The organism is Candidatus Phycorickettsia trachydisci (assembly GCF_003015145.1).
Taxonomy (GTDB): domain Bacteria; phylum Pseudomonadota; class Alphaproteobacteria; order Rickettsiales; family Rickettsiaceae; genus Phycorickettsia; species Phycorickettsia trachydisci.
Genome location: NZ_CP027845.1, coordinates 52,300 through 68,662 on the forward strand (window position 1 = coordinate 52,300; position 16,363 = coordinate 68,662).

Here is a 16,363-nt window from a genome sequence, read left to right on the forward strand (position 1 = left end):
GACTTAAATGACAAATTCTATGATTATTACTCGCTTTGCTCCGTCTCCAACAGGATTACTACATGTAGGCAGCGTTCGTCCTGCACTTGCCAATTATCTATTTGCAAGAAAAATGGGAGGCAAATTTATTTTGAGAATAGATGATACAGATCTATCTCGCTGCTCCGATTATAACAAGCAAATGATCTTGCAAAACTTAAAGTGGTTAGGGCTGAGTTGGGATGAAATTATGTATCAGTCTAATAATTTAGATAAATATAAGCAAGTTGTTGATAAATTACTTAAAAGCGGCAGGTTATATGAATGTTTTGAAGATAAAATTGAGCTTGAGATTAAGCGAAAAAGTCAGCTTACAGCAGGCATGCCGCCCATCTATGATCGCAGCTCATTAAAATTATCTAATGACCAAAAAGATCAGTATAAAGCAGAAGGTAAAAAACCTCACTATCGCTTTAAACTTGAGCATGAAGATATTGCATGGAACGATCTGGTAAGGGGAGATTTATTATATAAAGGCGAAAATATCAGTGATCCGATTGTAATTAGAGAAGACGGAACGTTTACATATTTACTTTGCAGCGTAATAGATGATATTGCTTGCAAGACTTCACATATTTTTCGCGGGGAAGATCATATATCCAACACCGCAATTCAAATTCAAATGTTTAAAGCTCTTGGCGCTAAATTACCTGAGTTTGGACATTTAAGTTTAATTAAAGCAAAAGGTGATAAGATATCTAAAAGAGTTGGAGGATATGAAGTTTTAGCACTTGAGAATAAAGGCATAGAGCCTATGGTGGTCAATAGTTTTTTTGCATACCTTGGTACCTCAAAGCCTATATCTTTGAAGAAAAATTTACAGAAATTAATCGAAGATTTTGATATTTCATCATTTTCACTTTCACCTACTTTTTACAATCCCGAAGACCTGTGGACTTTAAATCATAAGTTTTTATCATATCTTGATTTTGCTGATGTAAAGAGCGGTTTGGATAACATAGGCTTACAAGAAGTAAAGGAAGAATTTTGGCTTGCTGTACGTAACAATATTGCAAAGTTGACTGATGCAAAAAATTGGTGGACTCTTTGTAAATCTGCTCCAAATATTAAAGACATTAAGTTTGATATTAATTTCATAGAAAAAGCATTAGAAGCCCTTCCTAGGAAAGATTTTGATGAGACCACATGGAGCAAATGGACCAGTGAATTAAGTAAGTTAACAGGCAAGAAAGGTAAAGATCTATTTCTGCCTTTACGCTTAGCATTAACTGGTCTTGAGAATGGTCCTGAGATGAAATTATTACTGCCTTTAATTGGTAAAGATCAAACTCTATCCAGACTTAAAGCGGTAATAGCAAGATGATTGATAGCATCTTTAGGTACTTAGGGCTTGTAGAGTACTTTCTATGGGATTACGTCGTTTTTATATTTCTTAGCATCAGCGGCTTATATCTTACTTTTTATTCAAAGGGTTTTCAGTTTTATGCTTTACGTAATTTTACTCATAATTTCAAAAAATCTAGGCATAAATCTGAAGAAACAGATATTCAAGGCATTAACCCTTTGAAATTATATATCACCTCAGTGGGGGGAATGGTAGGTGTTGGTAATATTATAAATGTTAGTACTGCTATATGTATAGGAGGTCTGGGCAGTATATTTTGGATGTGGATAACAGCTTTTTTTGGTATGTTAATCAAATATTCCGAAATATACCTTGGAATTAAATACCGCGTCTTAAATAGCAAACGTCATTATGACGGAGGTCCTATGTTTTTTATACCTGCCGCATTTGATGGAATAATAGGTAAATTCTTAGCTTCTTTTTCTGCAGTACTATTGTGCATATATTCAATTGAAGTTTATCAATTCTCTACCTTAGTTCAGACCTTACAAAAAACTTTTGCTATTGATAAAACTATAATTATTTTATTTTTGCTCTTAATTGTTCTGTATGTAGGGATAGGAGGGGTAAATAGATTAGCTACAATGTGCAGTAGATTTATACCAATTTTTGTTTTCCTTTATATCTTCATATGCCTATATATTATTGTAGCAAACATAGGCTCTTTACCTTCAGTGATATTAGACATATTTAAATCAGCTTTCGTAGGACAAGCCCCGATTGGAGGATTTGTGGGTAGCTCAATGATGCTTGCAGGATATTATGGAGTTAGAACCGCCGTATATTCAGGTGACATTGGCATAGGTTATGAATCAGTAATCCAAAGCGAAACAAATGCGCATAAAAGGAAAGTGCAAGCTCAGATGGCAATATATGCTCTTTTAACTGACAGTTTTTTATGCACTCTAACGGCTTTTGCTGTAGCTGCTTCAGGCGCTTGGTGCCAAAATGTCTTGGATAGTAAAGAGGTTATGCAAAACCTTATGTATGATTATCTGCCACACAGTAACTTTCTAGTTATCTCGTTCCTATTTTTAGCAATTTACACAACTATCACAGCATACTTTACAGCAGGGGTGAAAACTTCTCGTTTTCTATCAAAAAAGTGGGGAAATTATATATTCTTTACTACTGCTGTCATTTTGTTTAGCATTTTTTCATACCTTCCTACAGAAAGGGCTTTAACTATCATGATGATATCTGGAGGTTTGTTGGTTCTAATTAATGTAACAGCAATTTTAAAATTAAGACATCAAATAGATTTTAACCAAGATGACTAATTTAAGATCAATAAAGGGATGTAAAGACGTACTTTTTGATGATGCTTTAAGGCTAAGTCATATAGTAGAGACTGCAAAAAGACAAGCGATATTGCGTGGTTGTACGGAAATCTTCACCCCAATCATGGAACATACTGAAGTGTTCAGCAGAGGTTTAGGAGATTTTTCTGATATAGTGCACAAAGAAATGTACAGCTTTATAGATAAAGGCAAGCATTCCCTGACTTTGCGTCCTGAATTTACAGCAGGTATTATGCGCGCTGTATTCACAAATAGCCTCCAGCATAAACTGCCGCTAAAGCTATTTTCTTGGGGACCTGTATTTAGACGCGAAAACCCACAGGCTGGTCGTCAGAGACAATTTCACCAAATTAACGTAGAGTTTATTGGTTTCAAAGACTATACAAGCGACGTAGAGATCATCTCTCTTGCAAACGAAATTCTGCAGAACTTAGGTATTGCTAACTACCGATTAGAGATTAACTCACTAGGTTGCAATGAATCTCGCAAAAACTATCAAAAAGCATTACTTGATTACTTTAATGATCATAAAAACCAGCTTTCTGAAATAAGTAAAATAAGGCTTGATACTAATCCATTGCGTATCCTTGATTCTAAAGAAGAGTGTGACATCAGCCTGGTCAAAAATGCTCCAAACTTACAAGATTACTATACTAATCAAGCAAAAGAATATTTTGAACAAGTGCTAGCTGCACTAAAAGCATTAAAGATAGACCATGTAGTAAACTCGCGTATCGTAAGAGGCCTTGATTACTACAGCCATACCGTGTTTGAATTTATCTCTTCAGATTTAGGGGCCCAGTCTACATTAATGGCAGGGGGAAGATATGATGGCTTAGCAGAATTAATGGGAGGATCTTCTACTCCTGCAATAGGTTTTGCTGGAGGTATTGAGAGACTTATGATGGTTTGTAATCAAAAAATAAGCAAAACAAAACCTGTTATTATCTTACCTATTACAGATAAAGAAAAACACTTTGCACTAAAAACTGCTGATACTTTACGCCAAAACCATATTGCATGCAGTATTGAGACAGGTGGTAAAATGAAAGATATAATGCAAAAAGCCGTAAATAAGTATGAACCTAAATATGCAATAATTATAGGTGAAGACGAAGCAGCAAAAAATATGTATACTCTAAAGAATCTAGACGAGTTTTCTCAAGGTCTTGTTAATTTAGATCAAATGCTTGAAGTGTTAAAAAATGAGACAGAATAAAGGTATTATTTTCATTCTTTCTTCTCCTTCAGGAGGGGGGAAATCAAGCATTGCAAGATACTTAGTAAAAAATTGTGACAATTTGCATCTATCAATTTCTGTTACAACACGTGAAAAAAGAGATAATGAGGAAGATGGTAAAGATTATTACTATATAGATCATGAGACTTATAAACAGATGCTAAAAGAAGATAAGTTGCTAGAATCTGCTCAGGTCTATGATAACTTTTACGGCACCCCCAAAGACTTTGTCATGGATCATCTTAATAATGGACACAACGTATTATTTGACATTGATCCCCAAGGAGCAAAGTCCATTAGCAAACTTCATACAGAATTCTCTGTTGTTACGATATTTATCTTACCCCCCTCATTAGAAGAGCTTGAAAAAAGGATGACAATGCGTGGAGATAAGATGGAGATCATACAAAAACGCATGCTTAAAGCCAGAAAATATGCCTCATTTTTCAAAGATTACGACTATCTGGTCATTAACGATGATTTTGGGCGCACTTGCCAAGATATCCTATCCATCATTAAAGCCGAAAAACTTAAAGTCAAAAACCAAGACCCGGCAAAAGTTATCCCTAGCTATGGGTTGTAGCTAGATTGTCGTACTACCTACAAGCTCTATATCAGATCCTCTTTCTTCAGATTTTTGAGGAAAATTGAGGTAAAGAAAAAGAGAAAATCTCGCTAAAAAAGCACCCCAAGACATTATGTAGAATAAGATTAATGATAAACAAAAAAGTGCAAAAGTTGTCATCATAGCAATCATCATATAATGTGTTGGCCATAAGAAATACAATAAATACAATCCTCCTCCAACAGAACCAAACAATAGTATTAATATAAAAGCAAACACCAGGCATTCTAACCATGCAATAACAAATAAACGCCATATATATTTCCAGCTCCAATTGTAAGATGGTTGTACAGTGGGCCCTTCAATCACTGCAACAGGTTGTATCATTGTATCCCATATAGATATTGACAAAATGGCTGGAATAAGAGGAAAATTGTGGGGCAACTCAGTAGCAGCAAAAAGAAAAAAAATACTAAGGTATAATAAGTATTTTATTTTTTTATACTGTAAAACTCTCATAGTTGCATTATGTAGTTTGCAGTAGTCAGATAAAAGCTCTATAAGACATCTTCTTGATAAAATTGTACTTAGCATCAATCCGAGAACCAAGCAAAAGTATTCAAAGAATATATTATTTTTTTCAAAACTAAACCCTAATAATACTGTTATTATGCCTACTATAAAACCTATTATCCCGGCCAATAATAATAATCCTAACGATAACCAGAAAAACCTTTTTAATCTTTTTGTATCCTCCCACAAGTGACTCAGAAGATATTTAACTGTTTTCCATATTGGCAAAGAAGCTTCACTGTTCATAATTTCCTAAATTTAATTCAATATATATAATATACAAATCTTTAAGATAAAATTCAACTTTTATCTCATCTATAACTTTTTAACCACTGCTTCAAAAAATTTATATAAATTTTTTCTAAAACTTCTTCACGCTAGCATATTTAAAGATAAACTCTGGTTTATCAACTTATTTAAGGTAATTATATGACAAAACTCGCTATTGTAACAGGCGGCACAAGAGGTATTGGAGCTGCTATTTCTAAGGCTTTGCATGCACATGGTTTTATGGTGGTTGCAAGCTATCATAGCAACGATGAAGCTGCAGAGAATTTTTATAAAAGACATAATATAACAGTAAAAAAATGGGATGTATCAAATTTTAAAGAATGTAAAGAAGCAGTAGGCGCGATTGAAGATCAGTTTAATACTCCTGTTAGTATTCTTGTCAATAATGCAGGCATCACGAAAGATAAAATGATGCACAAAATGTCACCTGAAGACTGGCATGCTGTAATCGATACTAACCTTACCTCATGCTTTAATATGTCTAGGTGCGTAATTGAAAAAATGCGAGATCAATCATACGGACGCATAGTTAATATAAGTTCTGTCAATGCTCAAGTAGGGCAAGTTGGTCAAACTAACTATTCAGCAGCAAAAGCTGGTATCATAGGCTTTACAAAAGCATTAGCAAGAGAATCCGCTGTAAAAAATATCACGGTAAACTGTATTGCACCAGGATATATTAATACCGAGATGGTAGGTAAAATGCCTGAAAATATTATAGAAGCAATAGTGGCACAAATCCCAGTTAAAAGACTAGGAGCGCCAGAAGAGATTGCTCGTGGAGTTTTATTCTTAGTATCAGATGAAAGTGGTTTTATTACAGGTGAGACACTATGCGTCAATGGTGGACATAATATGTATTAAACAGAGAGACTTATAGCTATTTTGAGCATTGATGAGCCAATTGTGGCATTAATTTAACCGTTGCCTTTAGTTTCTTCAACGCCGCCCGAATAATCTCCCATTACTGCCGTTTGGTCTAGAGTCTCTTCAGTTGCAAGATTCACTTCATTAACTGGCGCTTGGCTATGTGTTTGTACTTTTTCTTTTAAACTTGAGCATATTTCTAAAAATTCTTGATCCTTAGGTTCAGAGATTACAGTAACCCATTTTGCTGCTGAATTAAGAGGTGGCTTATTTAAAGAGATTATCTTAGAACATTCATTAGATATTCTTTCGTATAATACTTTTTTTGTTTCTAATTTAGTAAGGAATGTTTCTCTTTGGTCGCCAAGATGAGCTAGATTGAGCATTGGAGCAGCTAATTCTTCCATCAAAATAGTTATAATATTTTTAAAATTCTCACTCTTATATTCATAATATTCTTCTAACGACTTATTGAGGAAATAGAGGCCACATAAAACCTTTTCTAAATTGCTACCAAAGCTTATGACTTTTTTGAAGATTTTTGGTTTTAGTTGAAGAAGCCTAAGATCTTTACATTCAGCTTCTAAACAACCATTCATTAATATCAGTCTGTGAAATGTATCATCCTTAAATTTGTACTTATCTTCTGCTAATCCAGGGCTCAAATTTGATAACCACGATATCTCGGACGGATGACGCTGTATATAACCCCCTCGTGAACGCAGTAATAAAGCAATTTGGAAATTGTTTTCTACCATAGCTATGTTCAAAGGAGATAGCAACAATCCTAGGGTACCTTTATTTAATGATTCAAAATTATAATGAGAACCCTTGTTCACATCTGCTCCCTGACCCAAAAAGTATTTAACGAGTTCCGTTTTGCATTGTGCTATACAAATTCCTAAAGGCGTTTCCAAGTCTTTGTTATAAAGATTGATATCGTATCCTAAGTGACATAAAAATTTTATTACATCCTTTCGATCATGCATAGCAGCAGTATGTAGCAATTCATAATATCTAGAAGGTCCAGGGGGAGTATGACTAGGTGCTATGTAGGTATATTGGGGGTCATAAAGAACACATAGATCCTCCTTATTTTCTATAAACCATGAAGCAATTTGATGTAAGTTTTGTTTCTGTGCTTCCTGTATTAATCCATCTACCTCCATTGCATAATACCGAATCATATCTTCTTTAGATATAGGATTATCGGGCTTTTCAGAGCTCTTTGTTATAATACTCCCCTCATCTATATGCTCATTGGACTGGTTAGAACGCCCCCTTTTATGACTTGCATCCTCATTCTCATTGGACCGGCTAGAACGCTTTCTTTTATGACTTTCATCTATATGCTTATCGAATTCGATAACACTCTTTCCTATACTTAGAAGAGTCATTGCAAGTTCCTCCTGATTCATATTAATACTCCGTATTTAGTTAATATTAATTTAATGCTACTACATTTACATTAATTTTAACAATATCATTTTTAATATTTTTAAATTTACAACTGTACCCAAATCTTTGAGTTTAATCCATATCTCTCAAAAATTTCTCAAAAACAGTCAGTTTATTAACATTAGCTAATTTACAAAAAGATGTCTCTTTTGGTATTATTAATTAATAGTGAGTTTATGTTAATGTACATTGTCTATATTCAGATCGGGGATTTTGGTATCCCTTTTTACGCTCTTATCAAAAATTTCAGGGCTTCTTAGAGAACAAACCATAGCCTATGTGTTCGGCGCTGGAGCTGCTGCTGATTGTCTGAATGTCTCTCTCAAGTTTCCTAATCTATTTAGACGCATTCTGGGCGAAGGGGCCTTATCCTCAGTATTTGTGCCGATGTATAGCCAAAAGATGCATAATGCTCCAAAATCATCCAAAATTTTCGCAAATCAAATCTTTACGCTTCTTATTTGTACTAGCATACCAATTACAATATTGATGCAGATTTTTGCCCCACAAATGCTATATATCTTGGCACCAGGTTTTATTGGTAATACTAGCAAATTTGCTCTTTGCGTTATGATGTGCCGAATTACAATGCCATACCTTATCCTGATAACTCTATCTGCGCTTTTGGGTGGCATATTAAACGCCACAAGACATTACCTATATTTTGCCGTTAGTCCTATTTTGTTTAACGCCGTTATTATTGGATCATGTCTTTTAGATAAAAGCGAGCAAAGCCCTCATATGGTTGCTTTCGGTATCTTGCTTGCTGGAGGTTTGCAGTTCGTATTTATGCATTACAGTGCTAGAAAATATGGCTTAAGCTGCCATTTAACAAAAACTATGATATCTAAAGATAGCAAGTTTTTAATGGTGCAAATGCTACCTGCTATCATGAGTTTTGGCGTCACTCAAATTAGTACTTTCATCTCTCTTTCTTTGGCAAGTTTTATTGAAGGAGCAATATCAATTTTAAGTTATGCTGAGCGTATTTTTCAATTGCCGCTTGCTTTAATTGGTACGGCTTTCGGTACTTTGTTATTACCAGAGCTTGCAAGATTTTATGGAGTAAGCGATTTTAAACAAGCAAACTCCTTGCTTGAGAATAGTATGAAACTTGGCCTAATCGTAGCATTACCCGCAGCAATAGGTCTTGGTTGTATCGCGGATTTTATTACATGTATTTTTTATCAAAGAGGGGCATTTACAGCCTCGGATACATACCTTACGGCACAATGCCTTATTGCATTATGTTTAGGGTTACCTGCGTCTATATTAAATAAAATCCTCACGCCTGCTTTTTATGCTAATTGTGATGTTAAGACTCCTTTTAAAATTACTATTTATACAGTCATTGCCAACATATTTTTTAATATAACGCTAATGAAATTTTATGGCATACTCGGGATTGCGGCTGCTTCTTCAATTAGCGCGTGGTTTAATACATTTCTTTTACTATTTTTAACACATAAGATGGACTACTTAGTTTTTAGCAGGACTTTGAGTCTTTTTATTATTAAATTGCTAATTCTAAATTTGGTCACTTTAGGCAGTATTCTCTACACTAAGAGCTTATTCTTTCGCTATTTTTATGAAGGAAATTTTGTATCTAAAATCATAAGTCTGGTTTTTATCATTTTAGTAAGTTGTATAGGATATATACTCCTTAACTTGTTATTTGGAGTTATCGACAAGAATGATCTAAGTAAAATCAAGCAAAGATTTTCGCAAAAGATTTAATTTTTTAAACGAACTATAAACGTTCGTGACTTTTTTACTACAAAATTTTTAATTTTAGGAATTTCTAAAGTTTTAAATATTCTCCAAGGCTATCTCCAAGTCAATAATTACACAAAGTTAAAGGTCAAAATCAAAAAGTCATAATTGAAAACCTAATTAACTAATTATATAAAACAACAGATTGGGTTATACGACCATGTTCGAGCTAAGAAGACAATTCTCATCAAGACATCACATTCGGACTCATAGTTCAAATGCAGATGGAAGCCTTGGAGCTAAGTTAAGAAGACAATTCTCATCAAAACATCACCTTCGGACTCATAGTTCAAATGTAGATGAAAGTCCTGAAGCTAAGTTAAAAAGAGCTGAATTGCTATATAAGGCAGGGAGTTTTGGAGAGGCTCTTAGTATTTATTCAGATCTTTTAGCGATAACGCCTAATGACGCCTCTTTATTATATTGGAATGGCATGTGTTTGGACCGATTAGATGAAAAACCGAATGCAATCTCATTTTATGATAAAGCGATAGAATTAAATCCCGATGATTACTTGGTGCATTTTGCTAGAGGAGTTGCGATGCACGATCAAGGATACTATAAAGATGCATTTGCATCATACAATAGAGCTTTTGAATTAAATACAGGATATCACGCAGTATGTTATAAAATAGGATGGTTGGGTTCGTACTTTGGCAAAGACGAAGAAGCTATGATTCTATATCAAGAAGCATCAAAATTTGAACCTACAAATATCTTATACTTCAATTTAATCGGTCATGCAGCATATAGTGCGAATAGAAAACAAACCGCATTTAATTCTTACATGCGCGCACTGGAGCTAAATCCAAATGACACTGTTTGTTGGTATAACACAGCTATTGCTGCTTTTGAATTAGGCAAGGAAGATCAAGCTAAAACATTTTTTATCAAAATTTTGGAAAATCGCTCTAAAGATGTAATAGGCACCTTGAATGATATTGCAACACTACCAGATTCTCTTGATACATATCTAAGCTCTAAGCTTAATGGTGAGGTGCCAGTAGAATACGTCCGGAGTAAAGCCATGATATTAGAATTATTAGGTGAGTATGATGCGGCCCTTTGCATGTACAATGAAGCAATTAAAATTGATCCTGATGATGCCCTTGTATATCATCATCAAGGGAAAATTTTATATTTAAACGAAGATTATAAAGGCGCCATTAAGTGCTTCAATCGAGCATTAAGTCTTGATATTAGCGATCTTAACTCATACTTATACAATCTTTTATCACTTTATACCTTACATAATGACTTAGAGGGGCATACCTTATTCCCTGCCTTGAGCACCTTTGGACAAGAGGAGGATATTATAAATTTTATGGCAAACCTTCCTTGGGACAGTGAAGATCCGTATATACCCAAAGAAGCTCGAATCTTACTAGATCTGATTTTGTTCTCAAAAAGTTACTCAAGAGTTTTTAGTTTATTCGCAGAAAAAAATATTAACTTTAATTTAAAAATTTCTTTTGAAGACAATACATCTTTATTTGTCGCAATTATTCAAACTAAGGATGAATGGTTAATATCTCAAATGCTCCGAATACCCATAAATTTTGAAGAGATACTAAAAGAGTTATTGCGAGATCTAGATGATAGCACCTGCCTTGACATAATTCAAAAAATTGTATCTAAATCAGGCCCAGTCGCTCATAGCATCAGAGAAGGTCATACTAAACTATTAGAAATTGCTTTGAGCTGCTTCAAACCTCAAGCTGCAGAATATTTATTAGGATTAAATACTAAACTAATCGACCAGATACAAGATAGGAATATTGCTGGTGAATTCATGATAGTTGTTAAGAATAAGGAACTATCTTGTATTTTACAAGAGAGATTCAATTTTGATCTTCGAGAAAAACTTCAACATGCGATTGTCCAAGATGATACTGAATTAGTTGGTAATATTTTAGTTATTTCGCCTGAATTATTAGATAGTTGGTTCGATGGGATGCCACTTGGGCATTGGGCCTTAAAACAAAATAAACTCGAAGTTATAGAATTGATTTTAATCAATGACATTAACCTTGAATCAAAAGTAGACAACCAAGATCGCAATTTACTAACATTTGCATTAATCGAGAGAAAATTCGACATAGTTGAAGTATTAATCACTAAATATAATTTTGGAATTGGTGAACCTTTATATAGTATGCTTAAAGATAACGATTCCGACGCCATATTCAATATACCAACTTCAATTTTACAACAAGCACTCAATCATCCTAGCATAAGCCAATTTCTTTCTCATCCTAACTCAGCATCAATCCGTGATGGCAAAGATAATACTGCCTTACATATTGCGGTGATGTACGCCAAAGAAGATTTTATCGAGTATCATAAAGAAGAGTTATCACAAATGGTCAATGAAAAAAATCAAGATGGACAAACTCCTTTACATCTTTTACTCAATAAACTGACTGGCTATTTTGCGCAGGTAAAAATACTTGAGCAACTTCTAGATATGAAAAATATCGATGTAAAAATACCTGATGTAGAAGGTTTTACGGCAATCGATATAGCAGCAAATTTTTCACCTTATGTATTAAAAAGGTTTTTCGAAAAAGAGGTAGTCTCTAAATTAGAACTAACAGATCCAACTTATAGTTCTTGTCTTCCACTTTTTATGGAAATCAAAGATTTAGAATCAATTAAGAATACTCAAAAAGAAATCTTAAAATCCAATTATCCACTTCATTATGCTTGTTTACAAGAACATCAACAACAAATTATTAAGTTACTAAATGATGAGGAAAATTATAATGTACCGGATATTTGGGGATATTTTCCTTTATATTATGCAATTTGCCAAGATAACTTAGAGGTGGTTAAGATTCTAGTGTCAAGAGATGATATTGATATTATAAGGGCAAGCAATAGATTCAATCGAACTACTACGCTTCATACCGCAATCTATCAAGATAAGCTTGATATTATTAAATGCCTATTTGAGAAGGCAATTAAACAAGAGGAGGGTATTTCAAATTTGCAAGGACAGTTTAACAGACCCCTTATACATAAAATCCAAAGTCCTCAAACTGCAGCCTATCTAGTTGATTTATTCAAAAAATTAACTAAGGCAAAACCATCTCAATATAAGCTTTTAGATCTTAATGAGCAGGATGCATATGGACACACAGCTCTTTACTATGCATCTATGTTGCCAGACCCACGATTAATGGACTATTGGTTTAAATTATCGACTACTTATCCCAAACAATACAGTATTGATATGTCTTTAAATCAAAACCTCATATGTAATGCTGCAATGCAAGGTAACACTAATATTATATATTATTTATTAGAACGTCATGGAGATGTGTTTAATTTAGATTCTGATGCTAACGATAAATTAGTGGAAATGAGCATTTGCGGACAAGGACCTCGGACCCTTAAGTTCCTTTTTTATCACTATCCTAAAAGTTATCTATTAGTTAAAGACCCTTCAAGACTCAAAGAAATGGCATTATTTTTCGATAACCAAGAACTATCTGAATATTTAAATGATGCAAAATTGATGAGTATTTTGTACAAACATTCCGAACTAAGGTTGCTAGAAAAAATAGAAGAAGTTGAAATAAAGTATCTAAGTAAGTTACGCGATCTAGAGAGTAAATTTAAGGATGTACAAAATGTAGCTGAACGATCAGTATTTGGATCGATGACAAGTAGGTCATTCGATAGCACAAAGCCATTCTTAGGTACAATTAGAAAAAAATTATCAGATCTACAAAAGGGCTTTGAAACTATTAGGGAACAACAAATTGAACATGATCAAATGATGGTACTCAGTGGGGTAGATGAAAGAGCTAGGGTGCAAAAAGCCCTACAAGATTTCAAAAAGCAAGAACCTAAATTACACGATTATTGTATTACTTTTTATTATGGTCTCAATACTTACTTCACGACATACAAAACCCTTAGCAATGGTGCTATACAAACATGTGAAGATATCTCAGATACAGCAGCAAAATACGGTATTCGCCTCTTCCTAAAAGCGAGCAAGGCAGCGTCTAGAGGTCTACCAATTGTTGCTAGTGTTGTAGGATTTCTAGATCTGGTTGTTGTTGGTACTTATACCACTATACAAACACTCAAATTACAAAATAAAATCCAAATTATCAATGATATTATTCAAAAAAAATCTCCTCTTGAAGATGAATTAAGCTTAAATATTGTAAAAGCAGCCGTTGCTATAACCAAACTTAAAGGTGAGGAAATAAGTTTACAAGCCTCTGGATCTAATAAAAAACTTGAATGGATTGAAAAAAAATTAAAAGGCTTAAAACAAAATATTATAGGTGAGGAAATAATTTCTACGCCGGCAGCTGCCTTAGCAATGCAACATGTTGGTACCATAATTGCTAACATATATAAAGATTACAATCGTATTATTAGTAATGATGAGCCATTAGATGAGATGCTGATATCTTTATCTCTGAACGTTAAGCCTGCGGCTTCACCAACAACGAGACGCGAAGAAGCAAGACGTAGATCAGCAGTAAATCTTTATATGTATGATAAAGTATATGACTTAGATCATCAGGACCAAAACTGTCAAACAAACTACGATTACAATCACGACAAATCGCTTATTGCCAAAGATTCACTTATGTCTTTTTCAACAGATTCAAGCGATTCTTAGACTTGGGATAAATCCTTAAAATACAACTATAGCTGGTCAATATTTTCATTCAGTTCTCCTGATGCCGATGTTTCAAGCGGAATCTGAAGTGTGTTTTCAAAATTATCTGGCGCATTAATTTTAGGCTTCTTTGTCTGCGGCTGGGTATCTTCTTGATATGCTTTGGCCAAACTCATTTGATCAGGGTGGCTCAAAAAAGACACTAAAGTTTGTAGCATGTCATCTTTAGCTATTTGAGTGAGCTTATGTGGCGGTTCAACTTGGAGAGTTTGTTGTAGCAATTTTAATTTAGGTTTTTCTAATTCATCAATAACATTAGATACCAATGAATCGTGTAATTTTTCATTTTCTTTGTTTTCTTGGGCAATTTCTATCCATTCTCCTTGGAGTGTTAATATTTCTATTACATTTTTTTCTGTTAAATTTACCTCAATAGCATCTAGATTGCTTTCCTTAATGATTTCTACAAGCTCGTCTAATAATTCCTGGATGAATTTTTCTATGATCTCTGAATGAATATATTTTTGATAATAATTAACAAAATTTCTCCAAGGATAATTGAAAATACCACCATAATCAGATGGATCATGGTCTTCCGACAAAAATTTTTTGAAAGTGTTAACCAAATAAAGACCGCCTCGAATGTTATCTTTAATATTTTTGCTTTCATTTAGAAATTTAAAGGTGTCCAGAATGAATGAGCCTATATCATTGATATTGATAGCCACTTTATGGCTCAATAATAACATAGCGACATCTGAGTTCTGGGATTCAAGACATATGTCAAGTGGAGTGCCCCATTCTTGCTTTTCATTAATATCAGCTCCTTTTTCTATTAACCATTTCACTACATCGTAACTATTACCACGCGCAGCTCGATGTATTGGCCTGCCTTCACAGCCTAATGTATCAATTGAACAACCATTTTCATAAAGCCATTTGACTAAATCAAGGTCGTTTCGATACGAGGCGTTATACATGGAAGTGTTGCTACCTCCGTCTTGTATGTCGAGCTCTGCTCCATAGGAAAAAAGTAGCTTAGCAGCTTCGAAGGCGCGACAATCTGCGGCACGATGCATGGGTGTCTCGTAGAAAATTCCGGTTTCGCTCCTGTAAAAGTCAAAGTATTCGTTCTTAGTTCGAATATTAGGATCAACGCCCTTTGAGATTAATAGTTCAATAAGTTGTGTATTATTATTCTCAGCTGCCACATGAAGTAGGGATTCTTCTATTTTTTCATATTTGCCAAAAATGTCAGCCCCATTTTCATATAAACACTCCACCATTGCTTGATTGTTGCAGCAAGCTGCCCAGTACACCGGGGTTCTTCCTTCGTGGTCTGGCAGATTTAGATTAGCTCCGTGTTTAACAAGCAACTTTACTGCTTCGAATTGATTATGCTGAGCTGCTATGCGTAAAGGAGTTTTAGACTCTTTGATTGTTGTAGCATTTACGTCAAATTTCTGTTCAATAAGTGACTCTATAAGTTTTAGATGTCCATTTTGTGCTGCAATATGAAGAAAGGTTAGTCCGTCATTTGTGGCAAAATCAATTTTTGCACCTTTTTCATAAAGCCAATCTATCATTTTAAGCTGTCCACATATGCCAGCAAAATATATTGGCGTTAATCCATTTTTGTCCTTAATTTCAATATTTGCGCCATGTTCGCACAGTAAAGCGGCTGCTTCTATATGGCCAGCTGCACAATGCAAAGGTGAGAAGCCGTCTGCATACACACCTTCTAGCTCTTGAAAATTTGCGTCAAAACCTTGTGCTAGCAATAACTGCATTAGCTCCGTAAAATTACTGTAGCTTGCTAAATTTAAAAGGTTTGTTCCTCGTTTTGTTACTAATTTGATATCAGATCCATTATCTATCAACCATTTAATTAACTCAAAATTGCCAGAAAGCGCAGCTGAATGTATAGCCGTGTAGCCTTCCCATAACTTTGTGTTATTTAAATCAAATCCTTTAGAGTGAAGAAATTTAACTATATCTATATCGCCCTTCTTGGCGGCTTCATACATAGCTTCATCGGCTGCCTCTGATCCTTCGTCGATACGTAACTTGGAATAAACCAATTTAAACATTTCAAAGTTACCAGTTCTTATTGCTTGGACGATAGCCTTACTTTTATCTCCCGAATCAAGATATATTTTATCTGCTAGGGAATTGAATCCATCGATATCATTTTCTCTTATGTAGCACAGTAAGTCTTCAAAGTTTTTCATATAACTACTCC

10 protein-coding genes are annotated in these 16,363 nt (G+C 34.3%); 7 read left to right on the plus strand and 3 right to left on the minus strand.

Annotation, left to right across the window (positions count from 1 at the left end; genetic code table 11):
* Positions 1-7: 7 nt before the first annotated feature.
* Genes gltX through gmk form a run of 4 tightly spaced genes read left to right on the plus strand, consistent with a single transcriptional unit; the run spans position 8 to position 4,529 of the window.
* On the plus strand, positions 8-1,363 hold the full coding sequence (gene gltX, locus phytr_RS00170; protein ID WP_106873877.1) for a glutamate--tRNA ligase: 1,356 nt from the start codon (positions 8-10) through the stop codon (positions 1,361-1,363).
* Positions 1,360-2,685: an amino acid carrier protein gene (locus phytr_RS00175; RefSeq protein ID WP_106873878.1), complete on the plus strand. Its 1,326-nt coding sequence runs from the start codon at positions 1,360-1,362 to the stop codon at positions 2,683-2,685. Before gltX ends, phytr_RS00175 begins: the two co-directional genes overlap by 4 nt.
* Positions 2,678-3,925, plus strand: coding sequence for a histidine--tRNA ligase (gene hisS, locus phytr_RS00180; protein ID WP_106873879.1), 1,248 nt, complete (start codon positions 2,678-2,680; stop codon positions 3,923-3,925). Before phytr_RS00175 ends, hisS begins: the two co-directional genes overlap by 8 nt.
* Positions 3,912-4,529, plus strand: a complete 618-nt coding sequence (gene gmk, locus phytr_RS00185; protein ID WP_106873880.1) for a guanylate kinase — start codon at positions 3,912-3,914, stop codon at positions 4,527-4,529. The genes hisS and gmk overlap by 14 nt, the downstream gene beginning before the upstream one ends.
* Here the strand turns inward: gmk and phytr_RS00190 are convergent, their stop codons facing one another.
* Entirely contained in the window at positions 4,530-5,330 is an 801-nt protein-coding gene (locus phytr_RS00190; RefSeq protein ID WP_106873881.1) for a hypothetical protein, read from the minus strand.
* A 183-nt stretch (positions 5,331-5,513) separates the two neighbouring features.
* Here phytr_RS00190 and phytr_RS00195 point away from each other — a divergent pair, with 183 nt between their 5' ends.
* On the plus strand, positions 5,514-6,239 hold the full coding sequence (locus phytr_RS00195) for a 3-oxoacyl-ACP reductase (RefSeq protein WP_106873882.1): 726 nt from the start codon (positions 5,514-5,516) through the stop codon (positions 6,237-6,239).
* Between the two features lie 53 nt (positions 6,240-6,292).
* Here phytr_RS00195 and phytr_RS00200 read toward each other — a convergent pair whose 3' ends face one another.
* Positions 6,293-7,660 (minus strand): ankyrin repeat domain-containing protein, encoded by a 1,368-nt coding sequence (locus phytr_RS00200; protein ID WP_106873883.1) that lies wholly within the window; start codon positions 7,658-7,660, stop codon positions 6,293-6,295.
* Between the two features lie 229 nt (positions 7,661-7,889).
* On the opposite strand from phytr_RS00200, the gene murJ reads away from it, so the two are divergent.
* Positions 7,890-9,437 (plus strand): murein biosynthesis integral membrane protein MurJ, encoded by a 1,548-nt coding sequence (gene murJ, locus phytr_RS00205; protein ID WP_106873884.1) that lies wholly within the window; start codon positions 7,890-7,892, stop codon positions 9,435-9,437.
* A gap of 196 nt (positions 9,438-9,633) precedes the next feature.
* On the plus strand, positions 9,634-14,121 hold the full coding sequence (locus tag phytr_RS00210; protein ID WP_106873885.1) for an ankyrin repeat domain-containing protein: 4,488 nt from the start codon (positions 9,634-9,636) through the stop codon (positions 14,119-14,121).
* A 26-nt stretch (positions 14,122-14,147) separates the two neighbouring features.
* Here the strand turns inward: phytr_RS00210 and phytr_RS00215 are convergent, their stop codons facing one another.
* A complete protein-coding gene (locus tag phytr_RS00215) occupies positions 14,148-16,352 on the minus strand; it encodes an ankyrin repeat domain-containing protein (RefSeq protein WP_106873886.1) in 2,205 nt (734 codons plus the stop codon).
* Positions 16,353-16,363 lie beyond the last annotated feature (11 nt).